This is a genomic window from Streptomyces malaysiense, from assembly GCF_000980885.2.
GTDB lineage: Bacteria > Actinomycetota > Actinomycetes > Streptomycetales > Streptomycetaceae > Streptomyces > Streptomyces malaysiense.
This window is the reverse complement of record NZ_LBDA02000049.1, coordinates 69,700-91,399: the sequence shown is the minus strand read 5'-3', so window position 1 is coordinate 91,399 and position 21,700 is coordinate 69,700. Positions and strand designations below refer to the sequence as shown.

The window sequence follows — 21,700 nt, the reverse complement described above, 5'->3', positions numbered from 1 at the left end:
AAAATGTGGACCGCGGGGAAATTCCGCCAAACCGGCCGAGAGCATCCCCTGCGGAACTTTCCCGTCCACGCCGTCATAACAAGAAAGTCACAAGGACGCCTACGGCGCTGCCCAGGTCTCCATAGCGGGCTTAGAGTCACGGCCAGTCACCGCTCCAACGGGAGTTCGGTACCAACGCGGCTCCATGCCGTCCCGTTCCAGGGACCGCTCATGCCTGCGGAAAGGATCGATTGTGCGACAGCGTTCTCTGGTGATTCTTACCTCCGTTCTGACGACCGGGGCTCTGACTCTCACCGCCTGCGGCTCCCGCAACAACGACAGCAAGGGCGGCGACAGCGGCAACATCACGGTCACCATCGGCGTGGACGCCCCGCTGACCGGCCAGAACTCCGCGACCGGCCTGGGCATCCAGTACGGCGCGCAGATCGCGGTCGACGACGCCAACAAGAACAAGACGGTCCCCGGCGTGACCTTCAAGATCAAGGCGCTGGACGACAAGGCGATCCCGGCCACCGGCCAGCAGAACGCCACCCAGCTGGTCGCCGAGAAGGACGTCCTCGGCGTGGTCGGCCCGCTCAACTCCGGTGTCGCGACCCAGATGCAGCAGGTCCTGGACACCGCGAACCTGGTGGAGATCTCTCCGTCGAACACCGCCCCGGAGCTGACCCAGGGCAAGGACTGGCAGAGCAAGAAGGTCCGTCCGTTCAAGACCTACTTCCGCACCGCGACCACCGACGCCCTCCAGGGCGCGTTCGCGGCGGACTACGCCTACAACGGTCTGCACAAGAAGAAGGCGTTCGTCGTCGACGACAAGCAGACCTACGGCGCCGGCCTCTCCAAGATCTTCAAGGAGCAGTTCACCAAGCAGGGCGGCAAGGTCATCGGCACCGACCACGTCAGCGTGGGCGACCGCGACTTCTCCACCCTGGTCACCAAGATCAAGAACTCGGGCGCCGACATCCTGTACTACGGCGGCCAGTACGACGAGTCCCAGGTGCTGACCAAGCAGCTCAAGGACGCCGGCGCCAAGATCCCGCTGTTCGGCGGCGACGGCATGTTCACCCCGACCTACATCAAGACCGCCGGCAAGGCCTCCGAGGGCGACCTCGCGACCTCCATCGGCGTCCCGGTCGACACCCTGCCCGCCGCCAAGGACTTCGTGGCCACCTACAAGGCCAAGAAGTACCCCGGTGACTACGGCACCTACGGCTCGTACTCCTACGACGCCACCACCGCGATCATCAAGGCCGTCGGCCAGGTCATCAAGGACGGCAAGCTCCCGGACGACGCCCGCGCCAAGGTCGTCGACGCGGTCCAGCACAACTCCTTCGACGGCATCTCCGGCAAGATCTCGTTCGACGAGTTCGGTGACACCACGAACAAGCAGCTGACCGTCTACCAGGTCGTCAACGGTGCGTGGAAGTCCGTCAAGAGCGGCGTCGCCAACCCGAAGTAGCCCGCGGCACACATCGCGACCCCGGGGCCGCGCGGCACTGACCACCGTCACCGCGCGGCCCGCCCTCTACCGCCCCCTTGACTCTCCCCACCACATGGAGGCCATGCGGTGAACACTCTGCCGCAGCAGCTGGCCAACGGGCTGTTCCTCGGCTCGATGTACGGCCTGATCGCCATCGGGTACACGATGGTGTACGGCATCGTCCAGCTCATCAACTTCGCTCACGGCGAGATCTTCATGACGGGAGGCTTCGGCGCCCTCACGGTGTACCTCGCCCTGCCGGACGGCATATCCATGTGGATAGCCCTGCCGGCGATGCTCGTCGGCGGCGCCCTGGTCGCCGTACTCATCGCCGTCGGCGCCGAACGCTTCGCCTACCGGCCGCTGCGCGGCGCGCCACGCCTGGCGCCGCTCATCACGGCCATCGGTCTTTCGCTCGCGCTCCAGCAGCTCGTCTTCAACCTGTACCCGAACGCCAAGGCCGCCCGGGTCTTCCCGCAGCTCCCCTTCGGCCCCTACCACCTGGGCTCGGTCACCGTGCAGAGCGGCGACCTCTTCCTGATCATCGCCGCCCCGGTGTGCATGGCGATCCTCGCCTTCTTCGTGCGGCTCTCGCGCACCGGCCGCGCCATGCAGGCCACCGCGCAGGACCCGGACACCGCCCAGCTGATGGGCATCGACACCAACCGCATCATCGTGATCGCGTTCGCCATCGGCGGCCTGTTCGCGGCGGTCGCGGGCACCGCGTACGGCCTCAAGTACGGCTCGGTCTCCTACGACATGGGCTTCCTCGCCGGCCTCAAGGCCTTCACCGCGGCCGTCCTCGGCGGCATCGGCAACATCTACGGCGCCATGCTCGGCGGACTCGTCCTCGGTGTCGCCGAGGCCATGGCCACCGCCTACATCGCGGACGTCCCCGGCATGCACCAGCTCGGCGGCCAGGGCTGGGCGCCGGTCTGGGCCTTCGTCCTCCTCATCCTCGTACTCCTCTTCAGGCCACAGGGCCTGCTCGGCGAACGCGTCGCGGACAGGGCGTGAGCACCATGACCGACACCACCCTCCAGACCCCGGCGGAGCGCGGCCTTCTGCCGCTCCCGGCCGCCGTGGCCCGGCCTCTCATCGCCGTCGGCGCCGTCGGCACCATCGCCAGCGCCTTCATGAGCTGGACCTGGACGCCCGACTTCCCCGGCAACCTGACCATCTACGGGTACCCGGCCGGACTCCAGATCCTGGCCCTGGTGGCCGGCGCGCTCACCCTGCTCCACCTGCTCGCCCAGTGGCGGGTGAAGGGCCTCGGCTGGCTGAACCCGTCGGGCGCCACCAGCCCGGTGCTCCTGACCGCCCTGTCGGCGTTCGCCGTGTGCTGGTTCACCGGGATCGCCATCGCCGTCGACCTCGGCGGTCTGGTCAACCTCGACCCGGGCGCGTACGTCGCGATGGTGGCCTCCCTGCTGCCCGTCCTCGGCGCCCTCGCCCTGCCGCACCCGGCCCCGGGCACCGGCCTCAAGGGCTATCTCGGCAAGCCCGAACAGCCCCGGCCCGGCACCCTGTCGCCGCTCGCGGAACGCGCCGCCGTCACCGTCGGCACCGCCCTCGGCCTGATCGTCTTCACCTACGGCATCGGCATCAACGACGACGACAGCGAGACCTTCATCGGCTTCCTGCTGGTCTGCGTCTTCGCCGCCTGGGGCCTGGTGCACTCCGGGCTCCTCGACCGGTACACGACCATGTCCACCCGCCACAAGGGCTTCGCGGCCTGCCTGGCGTTCGCGGCAGCCGTGATCTTCCCGTTCACGCAGAGCAACGACCACAACGCCAACATCGGCGTGAACATCCTCATCTTCGCCACGGTCGCGCTCGGCCTGAACATCGTCGTCGGCCTCACCGGTCTGCTCGACCTCGGTTACGTCGCCTTCCTCGGCGTCGGCGCCTACGCGGCCGCCCTGGTCTCCGGCTCCGAGTACTCGCCCTTCCAGGTCCACTTCCCCTTCTGGGCCGCAGCCCTCACCGGCATGGCCGCCTCCCTGGTCTTCGGTGTCCTGATCGGCGGTCCGACGCTGCGGCTGCGCGGTGACTACCTGGCCATCGTGACGCTCGGCTTCGGAGAGATCTTCCGCATCACCGTCAACAACCTGGACGGCGACTCCGGTCCGAACATCACCCGCGGGCCCAACGGCATCACCCAGATCCCGGACATCCAGCTCTTCGGGTTCAACCTGGGCGACTCCCACACCTTCGGCTCGTTCACCCTCGGCCGGTTCGCCAACTACCTGTTCCTGATGCTGATCATCACGGCCATCGTGGTGCTGGTCTTCACCCGCGCCGCCGACTCGCGCATCGGCCGCTCCTGGATCGCCATCCGCGAGGACGAGACCGCCGCGACCGCGATGGGCATCAACGGCTTCCGGGTCAAGCTGGTCGCGTTCGCGCTCGGCGCCTCCCTGGCGGGCCTGGCCGGCACCGTGATGGCGCACGTGAACTACAGCGTCAACCCGCAGCCGTACCAGTTCGCCGGCGCCGCCCCGCCCAACTCGGCCTTCCTGCTGGCGGCCGTCGTCCTCGGCGGCATGGGCACCGTCAGCGGCCCGCTGCTCGGCGCCAGCCTGCTCTACCTCATCCCGGAGAAGCTCCAGTTCATGCAGAACTACGAGCTGCTCGCCTTCGGTGTGGCGCTGATCCTGCTCATGCGGTTCCGGCCGGAGGGCATCATCGCCAACCGCCGCCGCAAGCTGGAGTTCCACGAGACCGGCCAGCTCGACGTACCGGCACAGACGACGCTGTCCGAGGACGCGGCCGTCACCAAGGCAGGGGCCTGAGGAACCATGACGACACCTGTACTCGAAGCCCGTGACGTCACCATGCGGTTCGGCGGTCTGACCGCCGTACGGTCCGTGGACTTCACGGTGAACAGCGGCGAGATCGTCGGCCTGATCGGGCCGAACGGCGCCGGCAAGACCACCTTCTTCAACTGCCTCACCGGCCTGTACGTCCCCACCGAGGGCACCGTCGCCTACCAGGGCAAGGTGCTGCCGCCCAAGCCGCACATGGTGACGCAGGCGGGCATCGCCCGTACCTTCCAGAACATCCGGCTCTTCGCCAACATGACCGTTCTGGAGAACGTCCTGGTGGGCCGCCACACGCGGACCAAAGAGGGCCTGTGGTCGGCGCTGCTGCGCGGCCCCGGCTTCCGCAAGGCCGAGCGCGAGTCCGAGGAACGGGCCCTGCAACTCCTGGAGTTCGTCGGCCTCGCCGAAAAGCGCGAGCACCTGGCGCGCAACCTGCCCTACGGCGAGCAGCGCAAGCTGGAGATCGCGCGGGCGCTGGCCAGCGAGCCGGGCCTGCTGCTCCTGGACGAGCCGACGGCGGGCATGAACCCGCAGGAGACCCGGACCACCGAGGAACTGGTCTTCGCCATCCGGGACATGGGCATCGCCGTCCTCGTCATCGAGCACGACATGCGGTTCATCTTCAACCTGTGCGACCGCGTCGCCGTGCTCGTGCAGGGCGAGAAGCTGATCGAGGGCACCTCCGAGGTCGTCCAGGCCGACGAGCGGGTCATCGCGGCCTACCTGGGCGAGCCCTTCGAGGGCGAGCCGGACACGGCGGAGGCCGCGGAGGTCGACACGGCGGAGGCCGCAGCGGCCACGGCCGAGCCGGCCGGGGCCACGACGGCGCGGGCCGGCACCGCCGGGAGTGAGACGACGGAGGCCGGCACGGCCGAGGTCGAGGCGGCTGGTTCCGCCGACAGCACAGAGGGAGAGACCCAGTGACCGCACTGCTGGAGGTCGAGGACCTCAGGGTCGCGTACGGCAAGATCGAGGCCGTCAAGGGCATCTCGTTCAGCGTCGAGGCCGGCCAGGTCGTGACCCTCATCGGCACCAACGGCGCCGGCAAGACGACCACCCTGCGCACCCTGTCCGGGCTGCTCAAGCCGGTCGGCGGCAAGATCCTGTTCGACGGCAAGCCGCTCACCGGCGTGCCGGCGCACAAGATCGTCGCTCTGGGGCTCGCCCACTCCCCCGAGGGCCGGCACATCTTCCCGCGTCTGAGCATCGCGGAGAACCTCCAGCTCGGCGCCTTCCTGCGCAAGGACAAGGAGGGCATCGAGAAGGACGTCCAGCGTGCCTACGACCTCTTCCCGATCCTGGGCGAGCGGCGCAAGCAGGCAGCGGGCACCCTCTCCGGCGGCGAGCAGCAGATGCTGGCCATGGGCAGGGCGCTGATGTCCCGGCCCAAGCTGCTGATGCTGGACGAGCCGTCCATGGGTCTGTCGCCGATCATGATGCAGAAGATCCTGGCGACCATCGCGGAGCTGAAGTCCCAGGGCACCACCATCCTGCTGGTCGAGCAGAACGCCCAGGCGGCGCTCTCGCTCGCCGACCAGGGCCATGTGATGGAGGTCGGCTCGATCGTGCTGTCCGGCACCGGGCAGGATCTGCTGCACGACGAGTCGGTCCGCAAGGCGTATCTGGGCGAGGACTGACACACCGCTCCTGCGGCGATGCCCGCGTCCCCTTTTCGGAGGGGACGCGGGCATCGCCGTGCGTGCGGGGCCGCTCAGCCGTTCTTGGCGGCCTTCTTCTCCTCGTTGTCCGTGATCACGGCCTCGGCGACCTGCTGCATCGACATGCGGCGGTCCATGGAGGTCTTCTGGATCCAGCGGAAGGCGGCCGGCTCGGTCAGGCCGTACTCGGTCTGCAGGATGGACTTGGCGCGGTCGACCAGCTTGCGGGTCTCCAGGCGCAGGGTGAGGTCGGCGACCTCCTGCTCCAGCTGCTTCAGCTCGGTGAAGCGGGAGACGGCCATCTCGATCGCCGGCACCACGTCGCTCTTGCTGAACGGCTTGACCAGGTACGCCATCGCACCGGCGTCCCGGGCGCGCTCGACCAGGTCGCGCTGGGAGAAGGCGGTGAGCATCAGGACCGGGGCGATGGACTCCTCGGCGATCTTCTCGGCCGCGGAGATGCCGTCCAGCTTGGGCATCTTCACGTCCAGGATCACCAGGTCCGGCCGGTGCTCGCGGGCCAGCTCGATCGCCTGCTCGCCGTCGCCGGCCTCACCGACGACGGTGTACCCCTCCTCCTCCAGCATCTCCTTGAGGTCGAGCCGGATCAGTGCCTCGTCCTCGGCGATGACGACACGGGTCGTCAGCGGAGGCACGTGCGACTTGTCGTCGTCGGGCGCGTCTACGGGCTGGGGCGACTCGGCGGTCACGGGGGCTCCTCGTTCGGTGCAGGGGTACTGCTGACAAGAGCCTACCTAGCTACGGTATGGTGGACGCGCGGAGGGTCGGGGGAAACCTTTGATTCTGCGAGCCCCGGTAGCCCAATTGGCAGCAGGCAACGGATTCAAAACCCGTACAGTGTCGGTTCGAGTCCGACCCGGGGCACTTTTTCCTTGTTTTCCATGGTCACGGGTTTTCCTGATTCTCAGGTTTGTGCGGGCCCCTTCGACGAAGGGGCCCTTTCTCATGTCCCGCCGCGCGCGCTCCCGGTCCTCGCTCAGACCTCCGGGTCGTCGCCCTCGCCGATGCGGTGGACGCGGACCATGTTGGTGGAGCCGGAGACCCCGGGCGGGGAGCCCGCCGTGATCACCACGACGTCGCCCTTCTCGCAGCGGCCGTACCGCAGCAGCAGTTCGTCCACCTGGTCGACCATGGCGTCGGTGGAGTCGACGTGCGGGCCGAGGAAGGTCTCGGCGCCCCAGGTGAGGCTGAGCTGGGAGCGGGTGGCGGGTTCGGGGGTGAAGGCGAGCAGCGGGATCGGCGGGCGGTAACGGGAGAGCCGGCGGGCGGTGTCGCCGGACTGGGTGAAGGCCACGAGGAACCTGGCGCCGAGGAAGTCACCCATCTCGGCGGCCGCGCGGGCGACCGCGCCGCCCTGGGTGCGCGGCTTGTTCCGCTCGGTCAGCGGCGGCAGCCCCTTGGCCAGCATGTCCTCCTCGGCCGCCATGACGATCTTCGCCATGGTGCGCACGGTCTCGATCGGGTACTTGCCGACACTGGTCTCGCCGGAGAGCATCACGGCGTCCGTGCCGTCGAGGACCGCGTTGGCCACGTCGGAGGCCTCGGCGCGGGTGGGGCGGGAGTTGTCGACCATGGAGTCGAGCATCTGGGTGGCGACGATGACCGGCTTGGCGTTGCGCCGGGCGAGCTTGATGGCGCGCTTCTGGACGATCGGCACCTGCTCCAGGGGCATCTCCACGCCGAGGTCGCCGCGCGCGACCATCAGCCCGTCGAAGGCGGCCACGATGTCGTCCAGGTTGGCCACCGCCTGCGGCTTCTCGATCTTGGCGATCACCGGGAGGCGGCGACCCTCCTCGGCCATGATGCGGTGCACCACCCGGGCGTCGTCGCCGCTGCGCACGAAGGAGAGGGCGATGATGTCGACGCCGATGTGCAGCGCCCAGCGCAGGTCCTCCTCGTCCTTCTCCGACAGGGCCGGCACGGAGACGGCGACGCCGGGCAGGTTGAGGCCCTTGTGGTCGGAGACCATGCCGCCCTCGACCACGCGGGTGCGCACCCGGGGGCCGTCGACGGCGGTGACCTCCAGGCAGACCCGGCCGTCGTCCACCAGGACGCGCTCGCCGGGGGCGACGTCCCCGGCGAGCCCCGCGTAGGTGGTGCCGCAGCGAAGGCGGTCGCCCTCCACGCCGTCCTCCACGGTGATGGTGAAGTCGTCGCCGCGTTCAAGCAGTACCGGCCCTTCGGCGAAACGGCCGAGGCGGATCTTCGGACCTTGAAGGTCGGCGAGGATTCCGACGCTGCGGCCGGTTTCGTCGGCAGCCATGCGCACGCGCCGGTAACGCTCCTCGTGTTCGGCGCGGGTGCCGTGGCTGAGGTTGAACCGGGCGACGTCCATTCCGGCCTCGACCAGTGCCTTGATCTGGTCGTACGAGTCGGTGGCGGGCCCCAATGTACAAACGATCTTTGCTCGGCGCATGGTTCGAGCCTAGGGCTTACCCGTCGGTAGAGATTCCGGGCCGCATGACCACTCAACAACCTTTACATGAAGCCTTATTGACAAGTGTTGAATTGTGCGACGGGTCGCTCCTATGAGCGAATTCGACTCACCTCTCCTCGACGAGCGGAGTGAGCCGCCGGCCGGCGTGCCGTGCCCCCGGGACGGTGGAACGCGGCTCGCGCAGACCGAAGGTGGTGAAGGCCGTACGCTCCGGAAGGGGGTACGGGTCCTTCCCGGTGAGCGAGTTGAGGATGGTGGCGCTCCGCCAGGCGGCGAGGCCCAGGTCGGGGGCGCCGACACCATGGGTGTGCAGCTCGGCGTTCTGGACGTAGACGGAGCCCTTGACCGAGGGGTCGAGGGCCAGGCGGTAGTCCGCGTCGATGCGCGGCCGGTCGCCGGCGTCGCGGCGCATGTACGGGTCGAGCCCGGCGAGCAGGCGGCCGAGGGGCCGCTGCTGGTAGCCGGTGGCGAGGACGACCGCGTCGGTGGCGAGCCGGGAACGGCTGCTCTCCTCCAGGTGCTCCAGATGGAGCTCGATCTTGCTGTTGGCGATCCGGCCCGCGGTGCGCACCCGCACGCCCGGGGTGAGGACGGCGTCGGGCCAGCCGCCGTTCAGGGTGCGCCGGTACAGCTCGTCGTGGATGGCGGCGAGGGTGCCGGCGTCGACGGCCTTGTGCAGCTGCCACTGGGCGCCGACCAGCCGGTCACGGACGGGCTCGGCGAGGGCGTGGAAGTAGCGCGTGTAGTCGGGGGTGAAGTGCTCCAGGCCGAGCTTGGAGTACTCCATCGGCGAGAACGCGGGGCTGCGGCCGATCCAGTGCAGCCGCTCCTCACCGGCCGGCCGGCGGCGCAGCAGGTCGAGGAAGACCTCGGCGCCGGACTGCCCGGAGCCCACCACGGTGATGTGCCCGGCGGCCAGCAGTTCCGCACGGTGGTCGAGGTAGTCGGCGGCGTGCACGACGGGCAGGCCCTCGGCGTCGACCATGGGCTTGAGCGGGGCCGGCACATGGGGGACGGTGCCGACGCCGAGGACCAGGTTGCGGGTGTAGGCGCGGCCGAGGGCGTCGGCCTCGCCGTCCGCGTCGAGCTGGGTGAAGTCGACCTCGAACAACTCGCGTTCGGGGTTCCAGCGGACGGCGTCGACCTGGTGGCCGAAGCGCAGTCCGGGCAGGTTCCGGGCGACCCAGCGGCAGTAGGCGTCGTACTCGGCGCGTTCGATGTGGAAGCGCTCGGCGAAGTAGAAGGGGAACAGTCGTTCGCGGGTTCTGAGGTGGTTGAGGAAGCTCCAGGGGCTGGTGGGGTCGGCGAGACTCACCAGGTCGGCGAGGAAGGGCACCTGGACGGTGGAGCCCTCGATGAGCAGACCGGGGTGCCAGCTGAAGCCGGGCCGCTGTTCGTAGAAGACGGCGTCGAGTTCGGGCAGCGGCTGGGCGAGCGCGGCGAGGGAGAGGTTGCAGGGGCCGATACCGATGCCGACCAGGTCGCGGGGGGCGTCGGGGTCGCGGCGCGACAGGAGGGTGTTCGGGGGAGCCTGGTGGGGGGTCATCCGGGGGTGCTTCCTTCGACGAGTTTCAACAGGTGGGCCAGGTCGTCCGGCCGGGTACGGGGGTTGAGGAGGGTCGCCTTGAGCCAGAGGCGGCCGTCGAGCCGGGCGCGGCCGAGGACGGCGCGGCCCTCGTGCAGCAGTACGCGGCGGGCTTCGGCCACGGCGGCGTCGGTGGCCCCGGCGGGGCGGAACAGGACCGTGCTGATGACCGGGGTGTCGTACAGCTCGAAGCCGGGGTGTGCCTCGACGAGCGCGGCGAACTCGCGTGCCAGGTCGCAGACCTGGTCGACCAGGGCGCCGAGGCCGCGGCGGCCGAGGGTCCGCAGGGTGACCGCGGCCTTGAGGATGTCGGGGCGGCGGGTGGTACGCAGGGAGCGGCCGAGCAGGTCGGGGTGACCGGCCTCGGTGTCGTCGTCGGCGTTCAGATAGTCGGCCCGGTGGTGGAGTACGGCGAGTTCGGCCGGGTCGGCGACGGCGAGCAGGCCGGCGGCGACCGGTTGCCAGCCGAGTTTGTGCAGGTCGAGGGTGACGGTGTGGGCGGCGTCGAGTCCGGCGAGTTCGGCGCGGTGCCGGTCGCTGAAGAGCAGTCCGCCCCCGTAGGCGGCGTCGATGTGCAGCCGGGCGCCGCGGGCCCGGCACAGGGCGGCGATCTCGGGCAGCGGGTCGACGAGGCCGGCGTCGGTGGTGCCGGCCGTGGCGGCGACCAGCAGGGGGCCGGGGAGCGCGGTGAGGGCGGCGTCGAGGGCGGCCGGTTCGAGGGTGCCGCCGGGGGTCGGGACGAGCACCGGGTCGGGCAGTCCGAGCAGCCAGGCGGCGCGGGTCAGCGAGTGGTGGGCGGCGGCGCCGCAGACGAGCCGGACGCTGCCGTCGCCCGCCTCGCGGGCGAGCAGCAGGGCGAGTTGGTTGGACTCGGTGCCACCGGTGGTGACCAGCGCGTCGGCCAGTCCGGCCGCCCGCGCGAGGGCCTGGGCGACGACGGCTTCCAGGGCGGTGGCGCCGGGGGCCTGGTCCCAGGAGTCGAGGGAGGGGTTGAGGGCGCTGACCGCGAGGTCGGCGGCGGCGGCCACGGCGAGGGGCGGGCAGTGCAGGTGGCCGGCGCACAGCGGGTCGGCGGGGTCGGCGGCACTCTCGGCGAGCAGCCGCACGAGATCGCGCAGGCCGTCCGGGTCGCCCTCGGGGGGCAGTACGTCCCCGAGCGCGTCGGCGATCCGCCGGGCGGTGGCCTCGGGTCCGCCGGCGGGCAGGGGGCCGCCGCGCGCCTTCCGGCCCTGCTCCAGGGCGTCCAGCACGGTGTCCAGGAGCGGGCGGAGGGCGCCGTGGCCGTGCGGGCCCGAGGCGAGGGGCTGGGTGGGCATGGGGCTGGCCTCCGCTCTCGGGGCTGCTCGGGGCGCGCCGCGTGGGCTCCGGGTGGTACGGCAAGAGGGGCGGGTGTCCCGGTACGTGCAACGAGCGGGACCCGCACGTGGGTACTGCCGTACGGGGAAAACTTGTTGGAGCGGGGGCTGTCCGCCACTACCGTCGGCCGGATGGTGGACGCGTGGATGCTCGACGTGCCCGGCGAACGGGTGCTGGTGCGTGAACTCGCCCCGGCGGACGAGGCGCCGCTGATCCGGCTGTTCGAGGAGAGCGAGGACTGGTTCCTGGCGGCCACCGGGCTGCCGCCGGCGCCGGGCGATGTACAGAGCCTGTACTACGGCCTGCCCGAGGGCGCGCGCCCCGACGGCAAGGTGCTGCTGGTGCTGGAGCGGGACGGGGTGGTCGCGGGCGTCGTGGACGCGGTGCGCGACCATCCCGAGCCGGGCGCGGTCGCCGTCGGCCTCTTCCTGCTGGCCCCCTGGTGCCGCGGCCGCGGCCTCGGCCACTTTCTGGCCCGCTCCCTGCTGGCACGGGCCGGGGATCCGCCCCTGGTGACGGCGACGGTCCCGCCCGGCTGGCGCGCCGGCGAGCGCTTCCTGGAGCGGCTCGGCTTCCGCCTGGACCAGGAGTCGGGGCCGGGCGGCGCCAACCGCAGGTCGGGGCCGCGGGAAGGGGAAATGCGGCGGGCGGTGCTGAGGCGGGGCGGGGGTCTGTGAGCCGTGTCGGCGGGCGAGCCGCCCGGCGACCTCGCCCGCTGCCGGGCACCGGGCCCCGGAACGCGCCTCCTAGGCCGCTGGACCGGCGCCGAAGTCCGCCGCGTGGTCCCGCGCCCACCGGGTGAAGGTGCGGGCCGGGGTGCCCGTGATCCGCTCGACCGTGTGGGTGATCTCCGGGGGTACCCCGACGGTGGCCTCGAAGGTCTTCAGGAGGCGGTCGAGCATGTACGCGTCCAGGTGGGGGAACAGCTCGGGGCCGGCCGTGCGGGGGTCGATCTCCACGAAGGTCAGTTCTCTGCCGACGGCCGCGCCGATCGCCGCCACCTGGTCGGCGTTGGTGGCCGCCCGCGGTCCGGTCAGACGGTGCACGGCGCCCTCGTGGCCGCCGTCCAGGAGCACGCGCTCGGCGACGGCGGCGATGTCGTCCTCGTGGATCGGTGCGGCGACCGCGTGCGCGTAGACGCCCCGGACGGTGTTCCCGGCGCGGATCTGGGGTGCCCACTGGAGGGCGTTGGCGGCGAAACCGTTCGGCCGAAGGAACGTCCACTCCAGGCCGCTCTCGCGGATCAGCCGCTCGGCGGTGGCGTGCAGGACGTGGATGGGGTGGGTCTCGTCGGCGCCCTCCCGGACGATGCCGCTGGAGAGCAGGACGGCGTGGCGGACCCCGGCCGCGCGGGCCGCCGCCAGCAGGGGCTCGGTGACGGCCCGCGCGTAGAGGAAGACCCCGGTCACCCCGTCGAACAGGGCGGCGGGTTCCTCGGGCCGGAACCGCACCGCCTCGGCCCGCTCGGGCAGCGCGGCCCGCTCCGGGTCGCGGGTCAGCGCGCGTACCGGCCGGCCCGCGGCGAGGAGCCGGTCCACCAGGGCGCGGCCCACGTTCCCGGTCGCGCCGGTCACTGCGATCACGATGGCTGCCTCCCGGCTCGGCTGAGCATGTCGGTCGCCGAGCCTAGGGGGGCGGGCCGGGCGCCGCATCGTCTTTCAGGACGAGCGGCGCCCCGGGCCGTCGGCCCTACTGCCGCGCCTCCCCCTCACGGGCCCGCAGCGCGCGGCCCAGGTCGTCCAGGCGGTCGGCCAGGGCGCGGCGCAGGGACGGGGTGAGGTCGTCGCGGCCCAGGCACTCCTCGCCCAGGCGCACGTGCTCGGCGTCGACGGCGTGGGCCGGGAAGCACCAGCGGCCGACGGAGGCGGCGATGGCGGGGCCGCGGCGGGCGGCCAGGGGGACCGACTCCGCGTAGAAGCGCGGCACGTACTCTCTTACCAGATCGGCCTGTTCGGGCTGCCAGAAGCCGTGGGCCGTGGCCGTGAACAGGTAGTTGGACAGATCGTCGCTGTCGAACATCGCGGCCCAGGCCGCGCGCTTGGCCTCCGGGTCGGGCAGCGCGGCGCGGCAGCGGGCGGCACCCTCCTGGCCGGTGGCGCTGGGGTCGCGGGCCAGTTCGGCGGCGATGGCGGCCTCGTCGGTGGCGCCGAGCACGGCGAGCCGGGCGAGGATGCGCCAGCGCAGATCGGGGTCGAGTTCGGGACCGCCGGGCACGGTGCCGTCGGCGAGCCAGGCGGCGATGGTGTCCGGGTGGGCGGCCACGTTGACCAGGTGGCGGACGGCGATCAGGCGCAGGCCGGGATGGTCGCCGTCCTCGGTGCGGCGCAGCAGGTCGCGGCAGAGGGCGGTGAGGGTGGCGAGCGCGGCCGGGCGCTCCTCGGCCGGCAGGTACTGGTCGGCGATCTGGCCGCTCGCGAAGACGAGCACGCCCTGCACGATGGCGAGATCGGTCTCGCGCGGCAGATGGACGCGGGCGATCTCCAGATAGGCGGCGGGCGCGAGTTCGCCGTCGCGCACCGCGTCCCGCAGGGAGTTCCACACGATCGCGCGGGTGAGCGGGTCGGGCAGTCCGGACAGGCTGCCGCGGACCGAGTCGAAGGACTCGGCGTCGAAGCGGACCTTGGCGTAGGTGAGGTCGCCGTCGTTGAGCAGGAGCAGCGCGGGGCGCTTGCCGATGGGACGCGGGGCGTCCTGCGGGACGTCGAGTTCGAGGCGCTCGCGCAGGATCAGCCGGCCCTCGTCGGCGACGTCGTGGTCGTACAGACCGGCGACGATGCGGTGCGGGCGGCCGCCCTGGTGGTCGACGGTCAGCGTGCAGGCGCCGTCGGCGGCCTCGATCACGGGCGTGAGGGTGTCGACGCCGGTGGTGCGCAGCCAGCTGTCGGCCCAGGCGCGCACGTCGCGTTCGGTGACGGAGGCGAGGGAGTCGAGGAAGTCGGCGAGGGTGGCGTTGCCGAACCTGTGCCGGGCGAAGTGGGTGTTGATGCCCGCGAGGAAGTCCTTCTCGCCGAGCCAGGCGGCCAGTTGACGCAGCGCGGAGGCGCCCTTGGCGTACGAGATGCCGTCGAAGTTGAGCAGGGCGGAGGCGGCGTCGTCCACGCCCTCGGGGGCGACCGGGTGGGTCGTGGGGCGCTGGTCCGCCTCGTAACCCCATGCCTTGCGGGTGACGCCGAACTCGGTCCAGGGGTCGCTGAAGCGGGTGGCCTCGGCGGTGGTCTGGTAGCCCATGTACTCGGCGAAGGACTCGTTCAGCCAGATGTCGTCCCACCACTTGAGGGTGACCAGGTCGCCGAACCACATGTGGGCCATCTCGTGCGAGATGACCATGGCGCGCAGCTGGCGCTCGGTGTCGGTGACGGCGGAGCGGTAGACGAACTCGTCGCGGAAGGTGACCAGGCCCGGGTTCTCCATGGCGCCCGCGTTGAACTCGGGCACGAACGCCTGGTCGTAGGAGTCGAAGGGGTACGGCTCCTCGAACTTCTCGTGGTAGCGGTCGTAGCAGGCGCGCGTGACCTCGAAGATCTCCTCGGTGTCGACGTCGAGGTAGGGCGCGAGCGAGCGGCGGCAGTGGATTCCGAAGGGCAGCCCGCGGTGCTCGGTGCGCACCGAGTGCCAGGGGCCGGCGGCGACGGCGACCAGGTACGTGGAGATCGGCGGGGTGGGCGCGGCCCGCCAGATGCCGTCGGAGCCGCGCTCGGTGACGCCGTTGGCGAGCACGGTCCATTCCTCGGGCGCCTTGACCGAGACCTCGAAGACGGCCTTCAGGTCGGGCTGGTCGAAGGCCGGGAAGACGCGCTGGACGTCGTCCATGGCCAACTGCGTGTACAGGTAGGTCTCGCCGTCGACCGGGTCGGTGAAGCGGTGCATGCCCTCGCCGGTGCGGGAGTAGCGCATGGCCGCCTCGGCGCGCAGCTCGTGCTCGCCCGCGGTGAGGTTCTTCAGCGGCAGCCGGTCCGCGTGCAGCGAGTCCGGGTCCAGGGGCTGTCCGTCGAGGGTCACGGAGCGCAGCTCGGCGGGCTTCACCTCGAGGAACGTGTCCCCGTCGGACCGCGTGGTGAACCGGATCACGGTGCGGGAGTCGAAGGTCTCGTCCCCGGTGGTGAGGTCCAGTTCGACCGTGTAGCGGTGGACGTCGAGGAGCTGAGCTCGGAGCTGCGCTTCATCGCGCGTGAGTACGGACATACACGCCATGCTGCCTGATGGGACTGACAGCGCACAGAGGAGCAGCGTTACACGGCTATTATCCGACCCGCCCCTTTCTTTCGCCTTGTTCGGAATTCGGTGCCCGGCATCCGGGTTCCGGATTCAGCTCCCGTTGGTGTCCTCGGCGATGCGTTCGTGGTGCCTGATCACCTCGGCGATGATGAAGTTCAGGAATTTCTCGGCGAACGCGGGATCGAGCTTGGCGTTCTCGGCGAGCCGGCGCAGCCGGTCGATCTGGCGCGCCTCACGGGCCGGGTCCGCGGGCGGCAGCTGGTGCACGGCCTTGAGCCGGCCGACCTGCTGGGTGGCTTTGAAGCGTTCCGCGAGCATGTGGACGACGGCCGCGTCGATGTTGTCGATGCTGTCGCGCAGCCGCTCCAGTTCCTGGCGGACCGCGGGGTCCACGTCACCCGTACCCGTGTTGCTGGTGGTCATGGACGCCAACCCTATGCGGTCGGCGGGGCGGGACTCATGAGGTGTCCGGTGGATGGATCACCGGACGGATCACCGGGGAGGCCTCCGGGCGGCCCGCCGGGGGAACGGCCGGGTCGCCGGGGCCGGCCGCCGGGGGAACACCGGGGCCGATCATCGGGGGATCGTCCGGGTCCGGGACCCGGTCGCTCCAGCCGCCCGGGACGCCGCGGCCCTGCTGGGCGCGGAAGCGGACCGGGGCGAGACCGACGCGGCGGGTGAACAGGCGGGAGAAGTAGGCGGGATCGTCGTAGCCGACGCGGCGGGCGACGGCGGCGACGGACAGTTCGGTGGCGGCGAGGAGTTCCTTGGCGCGGCCGAGCCGGATGCCGAGGAGATAGTCCTTGGGGGTGCAGCCGGCCGCCCGGCGGACCGCGCCGCGCAGTTCGGCGGTGGTCATGCCGTGCCGGGCGGCGTGGTCGGCGACGCTGAACGGGGCGCAGGCGTCACGGGCGAGGGCTTCGAGCACCTGTTCGCCGTCGGGGGCGAGGTCGGCGCGGGCGCGGCGCAGGGCGACGAGGAGTTCGTGCACGGCGGCGCCGGTCTCCACCTCCAGCAGGGGGTTGCCGCGGCGGGCGGCGCGGGCGATGCGGGCGACGGCCGCACGCGGTTCCGCCGCGTCGGAGAGGGCCACGACGGGCCGTTCGGGCTCTATGTAGCCCAGCTCCGTGTAGGTGGCGGTGGCGGGCCCGGCGAAGTCCACGAAGCCCTCGTCCCAGCCGGTGTCCGGGTCGGGGCCGTAGTGGTGGGGCACGCCGGGGGTGAGCCAGAGCAGCGCGGGCGCGGTGACGGCCCTGCGGCGGCCGTCGGCGCCGGCGTACCAGCCGCCGCCGGAGCTGATCACGACGGCCACGTGGTGGTCGAGGGTGCGCGGGCCGACGGTGGGCAGCGCGCCGTGCTGGAGTCCGACGCCGAGGCAGACCAGGCCGAGGCGCTGATGGGCGGGGCCGGGGCTGAAGAACCGCATCCAGGTCTGGTACATCGCTGCTCCTGCCGGCGTCGGCGGCGGCCGGTTTTTGTCCAAGTGGTGCCGATCTTCGTCCATGGCGCCGGGTGCCGGAAGGGGTGAGCCTTGGCGGTATGAGCGAGTTCACCGTGGGCGAGAGGGACTTCCTGCTGGACGGGCGGCCGGTGCGGCTGCTGTCCGGTGCGCTGCACTACTTCCGGGTGCACGAGGAGCAGTGGGGGCACCGGCTCGCGATGCTGCGCGCGATGGGCCTCAACTGCGTGGAGACCTACGTGCCGTGGAATCTGCACCAGCCGGCCCCCGGGCGCCACCGGGACGTGGCGGCGGTCGGCCGGTTCCTGGACGCGGCGCGCGCGGCGGGCCTGTGGGCGGTGGTGCGGCCCGGCCCGTACATCTGCGCCGAGTGGGAGAACGGCGGTCTGCCGGCCTGGCTGACGGGCGGGCTGGGCGGGAGCGTGCGCACACGGGACGAGCGGTACATGCGCCATGTCCGCGACTGGTTCGGCCGGCTGCTGCCCGAGATCGTGTCCCGGCAGGCCGACCGCGGCGGCCCGGTCGTCCTGGTGCAGGTGGAGAACGAGTACGGCAGCTACGGCTCCGACGCGGGCTATCTCGCCGAACTGGCCGCGCTGTGCCGTGCCCGCGGCGTCACCGTGCCGCTGTTCACCTCCGACGGCCCGGAGGACCACATGCTGACCGGCGGGTCGGTGCCCGGGGTGCTCGCCGCGGTGAACTTCGGCTCCCGCGCGCGCGAGTCCTTCGCCGCGCTGCGCCGCCATCGTCCCGAGGGCCCGCTGATGTGCTCGGAGTTCTGGTGCGGCTGGTTCGACCACTGGTCCGGCACGCCCGCCGTGCGCGACCCCGGGGAGGCCGCCGAGGCGCTGCGGGAGATCCTGGAGTGCGGCGCCTCGGTGAACCTCTACATGGCGCACGGCGGCACGAGCTTCGGCGGCTGGGCGGGCGCGAACCGGGGCGGCGAGTCGCACGAGGGCGGTCTGCGGCCGGATGTGACGTCGTACGACTACGACGCCCCGGTGGACGAGTACGGACGCCCCACGGAGAAGTTCCGGCGCTTCCGGGAGGTGCTGGCGCGCTACCGGGAGGGGCCGCTGCCGGAGCTCCCGCCGGAGCCCGCGCGATTGGCCGCCCCGGTCGGGGTTCCGCTCACCGGATGGGCTCCTGTGGACGCCGTGCTGGCCGCCCTGGGCGGCGAGGAGACGACGGGCCCCCGGCCGCCCACGTTCGAGGAACTGGGCGTCACCCGCGGCCTGGTGCGCTACGAGGTGGACGTGCCCGGACCGCGTGAGCCGTACCCGCTGTCCGTACGGGGGCTGAGGGACCTGGCCGTGGTGTACGTCGACGGGGTGCGGGCCGGCGTGCTCACCGAGGCGGAACCGCGGCTGGCGGAGCCCGTCGCGGGTCCGGCGCGGGTGGAGCTGTGGGTGGAGTCCCTCGGCCGGGTGAACTACGGACCGCTCCTGGGCGAGCCGAAGGGGATCACCGGGGGTGTGCTGCACGAGCGGCAGTACCTGCACGGGGTGCGGGCCCGGGGACTGGACCTGGACGCGTTCGGGGACGGGGTGTCGGCGGTGCCGTTCACCACGCCGCCCCCGGCGGGGGGTCCGGGGCTGTACCGGGGCACGGCCACGGTCCGCAAGGCGGCCGGGGACGCGCGGCTGGAACTGCCCGGCCTGACGCGTGGATTCGCGTGGATCAACGGTTTCTGCCTCGGCCGCTACTGGTCGGTGGGGCCCCAGCGGTCGCTGTTCGTCCCCGGGCCGGTGCTGCGGGAGGGGGAGAACGAGGTGTGGGTGCTGGAACTGGAGGAGGCGGCGGGCGCGGCGGGGGCGCGGTTGCTGCCGGTGTGAGGCGGGCCGTCCCGGGCGGCGGCCGGGTGCGGGGGCGGCGGGGCGCCTACCCTGGAGGGACGGTCGCCGAGGCTCGTCGGTGGCCGGCGCGGGCTGTCGGGGTCTGGGGGTGCCGAGGTGGCGAACGGCGGACCGGTGGAGCACGGGTTCCCGCATCTGGAGACGGTGCGGGCGGCGATCACGGCGCTGTACCGGCGGCTGTCGCCGACGGCCGTGCGGACCTTCGCGACCAGCGTGGCCCCCGCGGACGTGGCGTTCTGCGACACCGACGACCTGCATCTGGGCGCGCAGCGGGTGGCCCGGGAGTTGGTGCGGCACTTCCGGCTGCCGGACGCGCGGCTGATCGTCGGCTTCCGGGAGATGGCCCACGCGGCGAACATCGAACTGGCGGCTGGCCCGGAGTACTTCGTGGAGCTGAACGACCGCTTCCGCACCCACCGCGAGGACATCGGCGCGGCACTCGCGCACGAGGTGGCGCACGTCTATCTGCACCGCCTGGACCTCGCCTTCCCCACGACGGCGGAGAACGAGATCCTCACGGACACGGTGACGACGTACCTGGGCGCGGGCTGGCTGCTGCTGGACGCCTACCGGGAGGACTCGCTCTCCTCGCAGAAGCTGGGCTACCTCACCCCGGAGGAGTTCGGGTACGTCCTGGCCAAGCGGGCCCTGCTCTTCGACGAGGACCCCTCGATCCGGTTCACCAGCCCCCAGGCGTACACCGCGTACACGAAGGGGCTGGCCCGCGCCCGCCACGACATCCGGCAGCCCCCGCTGACCGGCGCCGGCTGGACGGGCCGCCGCCGCTACGCCCACGACCGCCGCCACGCCGCGGCGGCTCCCCCGGGCGTCCCTTACTCGTTCGGCTCCGATCCCTCCGGCGGCCTCCACGTCACCTTCCCCTGTCCGACCTGCCACCAGCGGATCAGGGTGCCGGTGCGGGGGCGCGTGCGGGCCCGGTGCGGGTTGTGCGGGATGGTGCTGGAATGCGACACGTGAGCGCGGGGACGGCCGACGGGGCAGGTCAGCCGGGCCCCGCTCCGTACACCGCACCGGGCCGTGCCGCCTCCGCCAGCAGTCTCAGCGCCTCCTCACCCACCTCCTCCACTCCCCACCGGGCTCCCTTGTCCGCCGTGGGGCCGCGGTGCCAGCCCTCCATCACGCTGAGCCGGCCGCCCTCGACCTCGAACACCCGCCCGCTCACGCCCGCGCTCGCGGCCGAGCCGAGCCACACCACCAGCGGCGAGACGTTCTCCGGGGCCATGGCGTCGAAACCGGTCGCCGGGGCGGACATCGTCCCGGCGAAGGCGCGCTCGGTCATCCGGGTCCGGGCCGCGGGGGCGATGGCGTTGACCTGGACGCCGTACCGGTCGAGTTCGGCCGCCGCGACCAGGGTGAGCGCCACGATCCCGGCCTTGGCCGCGCTGTAGTTCCCCTGCCCGAGCGAGCCCAGCAGGCCGGCCCCGCTGCTGGTGTTGACGACCCGCCCGGCCGGTCCGCGCCCGCTCTTCGCCTCCGCCCGCCAGTGCGCCGCGGCGTGCCTCAGCGGCAGGAAGTGCCCTTTGAGGTGGGCCCGGAGCACCGCGTCCCAGTCGTCCTCGCCGAGGTTGACGAGCATCCGGTCGCGCAGGAACCCCGCGTTGTTGACGAGCGTGTCGAGCCGCCCGTACGCCTCCAGCGCGGTCCGCACCAGCGACGCCGCGCCCTCGCCCGTCGCGACGTCCCCGTCGTGCGCCACCGCCTCGCCGCCCGCCGCGCGGATCTCCGCGGCGACGGCCCGCGCCGGGTTCTCGCCGCCGGGCTCGCCGTCGAGCCGTACCCCGAGGTCGTTGACGACGACCCGCGCCCCCGCCGCCGCGAAGGCGAGGGCGTGCGCCCGCCCCAGCCCCCGCCCCGCACCGGTGACGACGACCACCCGGCCCGCGCAGATTCCGCTCATCTCAGCTCTCCTCCAAGGAAGTCGGACATCCCGCGGGCCCCCGCCCCAGCGCGCCGAGGAACCCCGGCCACTCACCGCCCCCGTGCACCTGGAGGCTCGCCCCGCTGATGTACGACGCGGCGCCGGAGGCGAGGAAGACGGCGGCGGCGCCGACGTCGGCGGGAGCGGCCAGCCGGCCGAGCGGGACGGTGCGGGCGACGGCGGCGAGGCCGTCGGGGCCGCCGTAGTGCGCGGCGGCCTGTTCGGTGCGCACCATGCCCACCACGAGCGTGTTGACCCGCACATGCGGCGCCCACTCCACCGCCATGGACGCGGCCAGACCGGCGAGCCCCGCCTTGGCCGCGCCGTAGGCGGCGGAGCCGGGCGAGGGGCGGCTGCCGCTGACGCTGCCGATCATCACGATCGAGCCCCGGCTGCGCCGCAGGTGCTCGTACGCGGCCAGGGACGCGGTCAGCGGGGCGGTCAGGTTCAGCTCGAGCACCTTGGCGTGCCGTTCGGCGTCCGCGTCGAGCAGCCGCCGGTACGGCGTCCCGCCCGCGTTGTTGACCAGTACGTCCAGGCCGGGCAGCGCACCGAAGAAGGCCCGGACGGCGGCCGGGTCCCGCAGGTCGAGCGGGGCGAACTCGATCCCCTCCAGGGGCTGTTCGGGGGGTCTGCGGGCGCAGGTCAGCACGTGGGCACCCGCGTCGGCGAAGGCCCGCGCCAAGCCGGCGCCGACCCCGCGGGTGCCGCCGGTGACGAGGACGGTACGGCCGCGCAGGGAGCCGGCCGGATCGGGCCAGGAGTTGTCCACAGGGCGCGCGGTCGAGTTTTCCACAGGGCCTCCCGCTGGTCCGTGGCGGCTGCTAATTTCGAAGCCATCGCACCTAACAAATGTTTGGTGGAAAGGTAGC

Annotated in this window: 18 protein-coding genes and 1 tRNA gene; 9 read left to right on the top strand and 10 right to left on the bottom strand. The window is 72.1% G+C overall.

Going from position 1 to position 21,700, the window contains the following annotated elements:
- Positions 1-232: 232 nt before the first annotated feature.
- The 5 genes from VT52_RS20810 (at position 233) to VT52_RS20790 (ending at position 5,939) form a co-directional block, all read left to right on the top strand.
- Complete coding sequence (locus VT52_RS20810) at positions 233-1,456, top strand: branched-chain amino acid ABC transporter substrate-binding protein (protein ID WP_240509824.1); 1,224 nt, start codon at positions 233-235, stop codon at positions 1,454-1,456.
- Between the two features lie 108 nt (positions 1,457-1,564).
- Positions 1,565-2,494 (top strand): branched-chain amino acid ABC transporter permease, encoded by a 930-nt coding sequence (locus VT52_RS20805; protein ID WP_046426500.1) that lies wholly within the window; start codon positions 1,565-1,567, stop codon positions 2,492-2,494.
- A 5-nt stretch (positions 2,495-2,499) separates the two neighbouring features.
- Positions 2,500-4,272, top strand: a complete 1,773-nt coding sequence (locus VT52_RS20800; protein WP_046426573.1) for a branched-chain amino acid ABC transporter permease — start codon at positions 2,500-2,502, stop codon at positions 4,270-4,272.
- A 6-nt stretch (positions 4,273-4,278) separates the two neighbouring features.
- Entirely contained in the window at positions 4,279-5,226 is a 948-nt protein-coding gene (locus tag VT52_RS20795; RefSeq protein ID WP_046426503.1) for an ABC transporter ATP-binding protein, read from the top strand.
- Entirely contained in the window at positions 5,223-5,939 is a 717-nt protein-coding gene (locus VT52_RS20790) for an ABC transporter ATP-binding protein (RefSeq protein WP_046426505.1), read from the top strand. The genes VT52_RS20795 and VT52_RS20790 overlap by 4 nt, the downstream gene beginning before the upstream one ends.
- 74 nt (positions 5,940-6,013) lie before the next feature.
- Here VT52_RS20790 and VT52_RS20785 read toward each other — a convergent pair whose 3' ends face one another.
- Positions 6,014-6,670 (bottom strand): ANTAR domain-containing response regulator, encoded by a 657-nt coding sequence (locus tag VT52_RS20785; RefSeq protein WP_037653222.1) that lies wholly within the window; start codon positions 6,668-6,670, stop codon positions 6,014-6,016.
- A 100-nt stretch (positions 6,671-6,770) separates the two neighbouring features.
- Here VT52_RS20785 and VT52_RS20780 point away from each other — a divergent pair.
- Positions 6,771-6,845: transfer RNA gene (locus VT52_RS20780), tRNA-Leu, on the top strand.
- 112 nt (positions 6,846-6,957) lie between these two features.
- Here the strand turns inward: VT52_RS20780 and pyk are convergent.
- The 3 genes from pyk to VT52_RS20765 form a co-directional block, all read right to left on the bottom strand.
- On the bottom strand, positions 6,958-8,397 hold the full coding sequence (gene pyk / locus VT52_RS20775; RefSeq protein ID WP_046426507.1) for a pyruvate kinase: 1,440 nt from the start codon (positions 8,395-8,397) through the stop codon (positions 6,958-6,960).
- Positions 8,398-8,524: 127 nt separating this feature from the next.
- Positions 8,525-9,964 carry a lysine N(6)-hydroxylase/L-ornithine N(5)-oxygenase family protein gene (locus tag VT52_RS20770; protein ID WP_046426509.1) on the bottom strand — a complete coding sequence of 480 codons (1,440 nt, stop codon included), beginning with the start codon at positions 9,962-9,964 and terminating at the stop codon, positions 8,525-8,527.
- Complete coding sequence (locus VT52_RS20765; protein ID WP_046426511.1) at positions 9,961-11,319, bottom strand: pyridoxal phosphate-dependent decarboxylase family protein; 1,359 nt, start codon at positions 11,317-11,319, stop codon at positions 9,961-9,963. The genes VT52_RS20770 and VT52_RS20765 overlap by 4 nt, the downstream gene beginning before the upstream one ends.
- A gap of 171 nt (positions 11,320-11,490) precedes the next feature.
- On the opposite strand from VT52_RS20765, the gene VT52_RS20760 reads away from it, so the two are divergent.
- Positions 11,491-12,036 (top strand): GNAT family N-acetyltransferase, encoded by a 546-nt coding sequence (locus tag VT52_RS20760; protein ID WP_053055679.1) that lies wholly within the window; start codon positions 11,491-11,493, stop codon positions 12,034-12,036.
- A gap of 69 nt (positions 12,037-12,105) precedes the next feature.
- Here the strand turns inward: VT52_RS20760 and VT52_RS20755 are convergent, their stop codons facing one another.
- The 4 genes from VT52_RS20755 to VT52_RS20740 form a co-directional block, all read right to left on the bottom strand.
- Positions 12,106-12,942 (bottom strand): NAD(P)H-binding protein, encoded by an 837-nt coding sequence (locus VT52_RS20755; RefSeq protein WP_046426514.1) that lies wholly within the window; start codon positions 12,940-12,942, stop codon positions 12,106-12,108.
- Between the two features lie 106 nt (positions 12,943-13,048).
- Positions 13,049-15,541 (bottom strand): aminopeptidase N, encoded by a 2,493-nt coding sequence (pepN, locus tag VT52_RS20750; RefSeq protein ID WP_046426517.1) that lies wholly within the window; start codon positions 15,539-15,541, stop codon positions 13,049-13,051.
- A 123-nt stretch (positions 15,542-15,664) separates the two neighbouring features.
- Positions 15,665-15,997, bottom strand: coding sequence for a chorismate mutase (locus VT52_RS20745; RefSeq protein WP_046426519.1), 333 nt, complete (start codon positions 15,995-15,997; stop codon positions 15,665-15,667).
- A gap of 34 nt (positions 15,998-16,031) precedes the next feature.
- Entirely contained in the window at positions 16,032-17,015 is a 984-nt protein-coding gene (locus VT52_RS20740) for a helix-turn-helix domain-containing protein (protein WP_079175154.1), read from the bottom strand.
- A 98-nt stretch (positions 17,016-17,113) separates the two neighbouring features.
- On the opposite strand from VT52_RS20740, the gene VT52_RS20735 reads away from it, so the two are divergent.
- A complete protein-coding gene (locus tag VT52_RS20735; RefSeq protein ID WP_046426521.1) occupies positions 17,114-18,868 on the top strand; it encodes a glycoside hydrolase family 35 protein in 1,755 nt (584 codons plus the stop codon).
- A 117-nt stretch (positions 18,869-18,985) separates the two neighbouring features.
- Positions 18,986-19,867 carry a hypothetical protein gene (locus tag VT52_RS20730; protein WP_046426523.1) on the top strand — a complete coding sequence of 294 codons (882 nt, stop codon included), beginning with the start codon at positions 18,986-18,988 and terminating at the stop codon, positions 19,865-19,867.
- Between the two features lie 25 nt (positions 19,868-19,892).
- Here VT52_RS20730 and VT52_RS20725 read toward each other — a convergent pair whose 3' ends face one another.
- Together VT52_RS20725 and VT52_RS20720 are read right to left on the bottom strand one after the other, a co-directional pair.
- Positions 19,893-20,807 (bottom strand): SDR family oxidoreductase, encoded by a 915-nt coding sequence (locus VT52_RS20725; RefSeq protein ID WP_046426526.1) that lies wholly within the window; start codon positions 20,805-20,807, stop codon positions 19,893-19,895.
- A gap of 1 nt (position 20,808) precedes the next feature.
- Entirely contained in the window at positions 20,809-21,567 is a 759-nt protein-coding gene (locus tag VT52_RS20720; protein ID WP_046426580.1) for an SDR family oxidoreductase, read from the bottom strand.
- Positions 21,568-21,700: the final 133 nt, after the last annotated feature.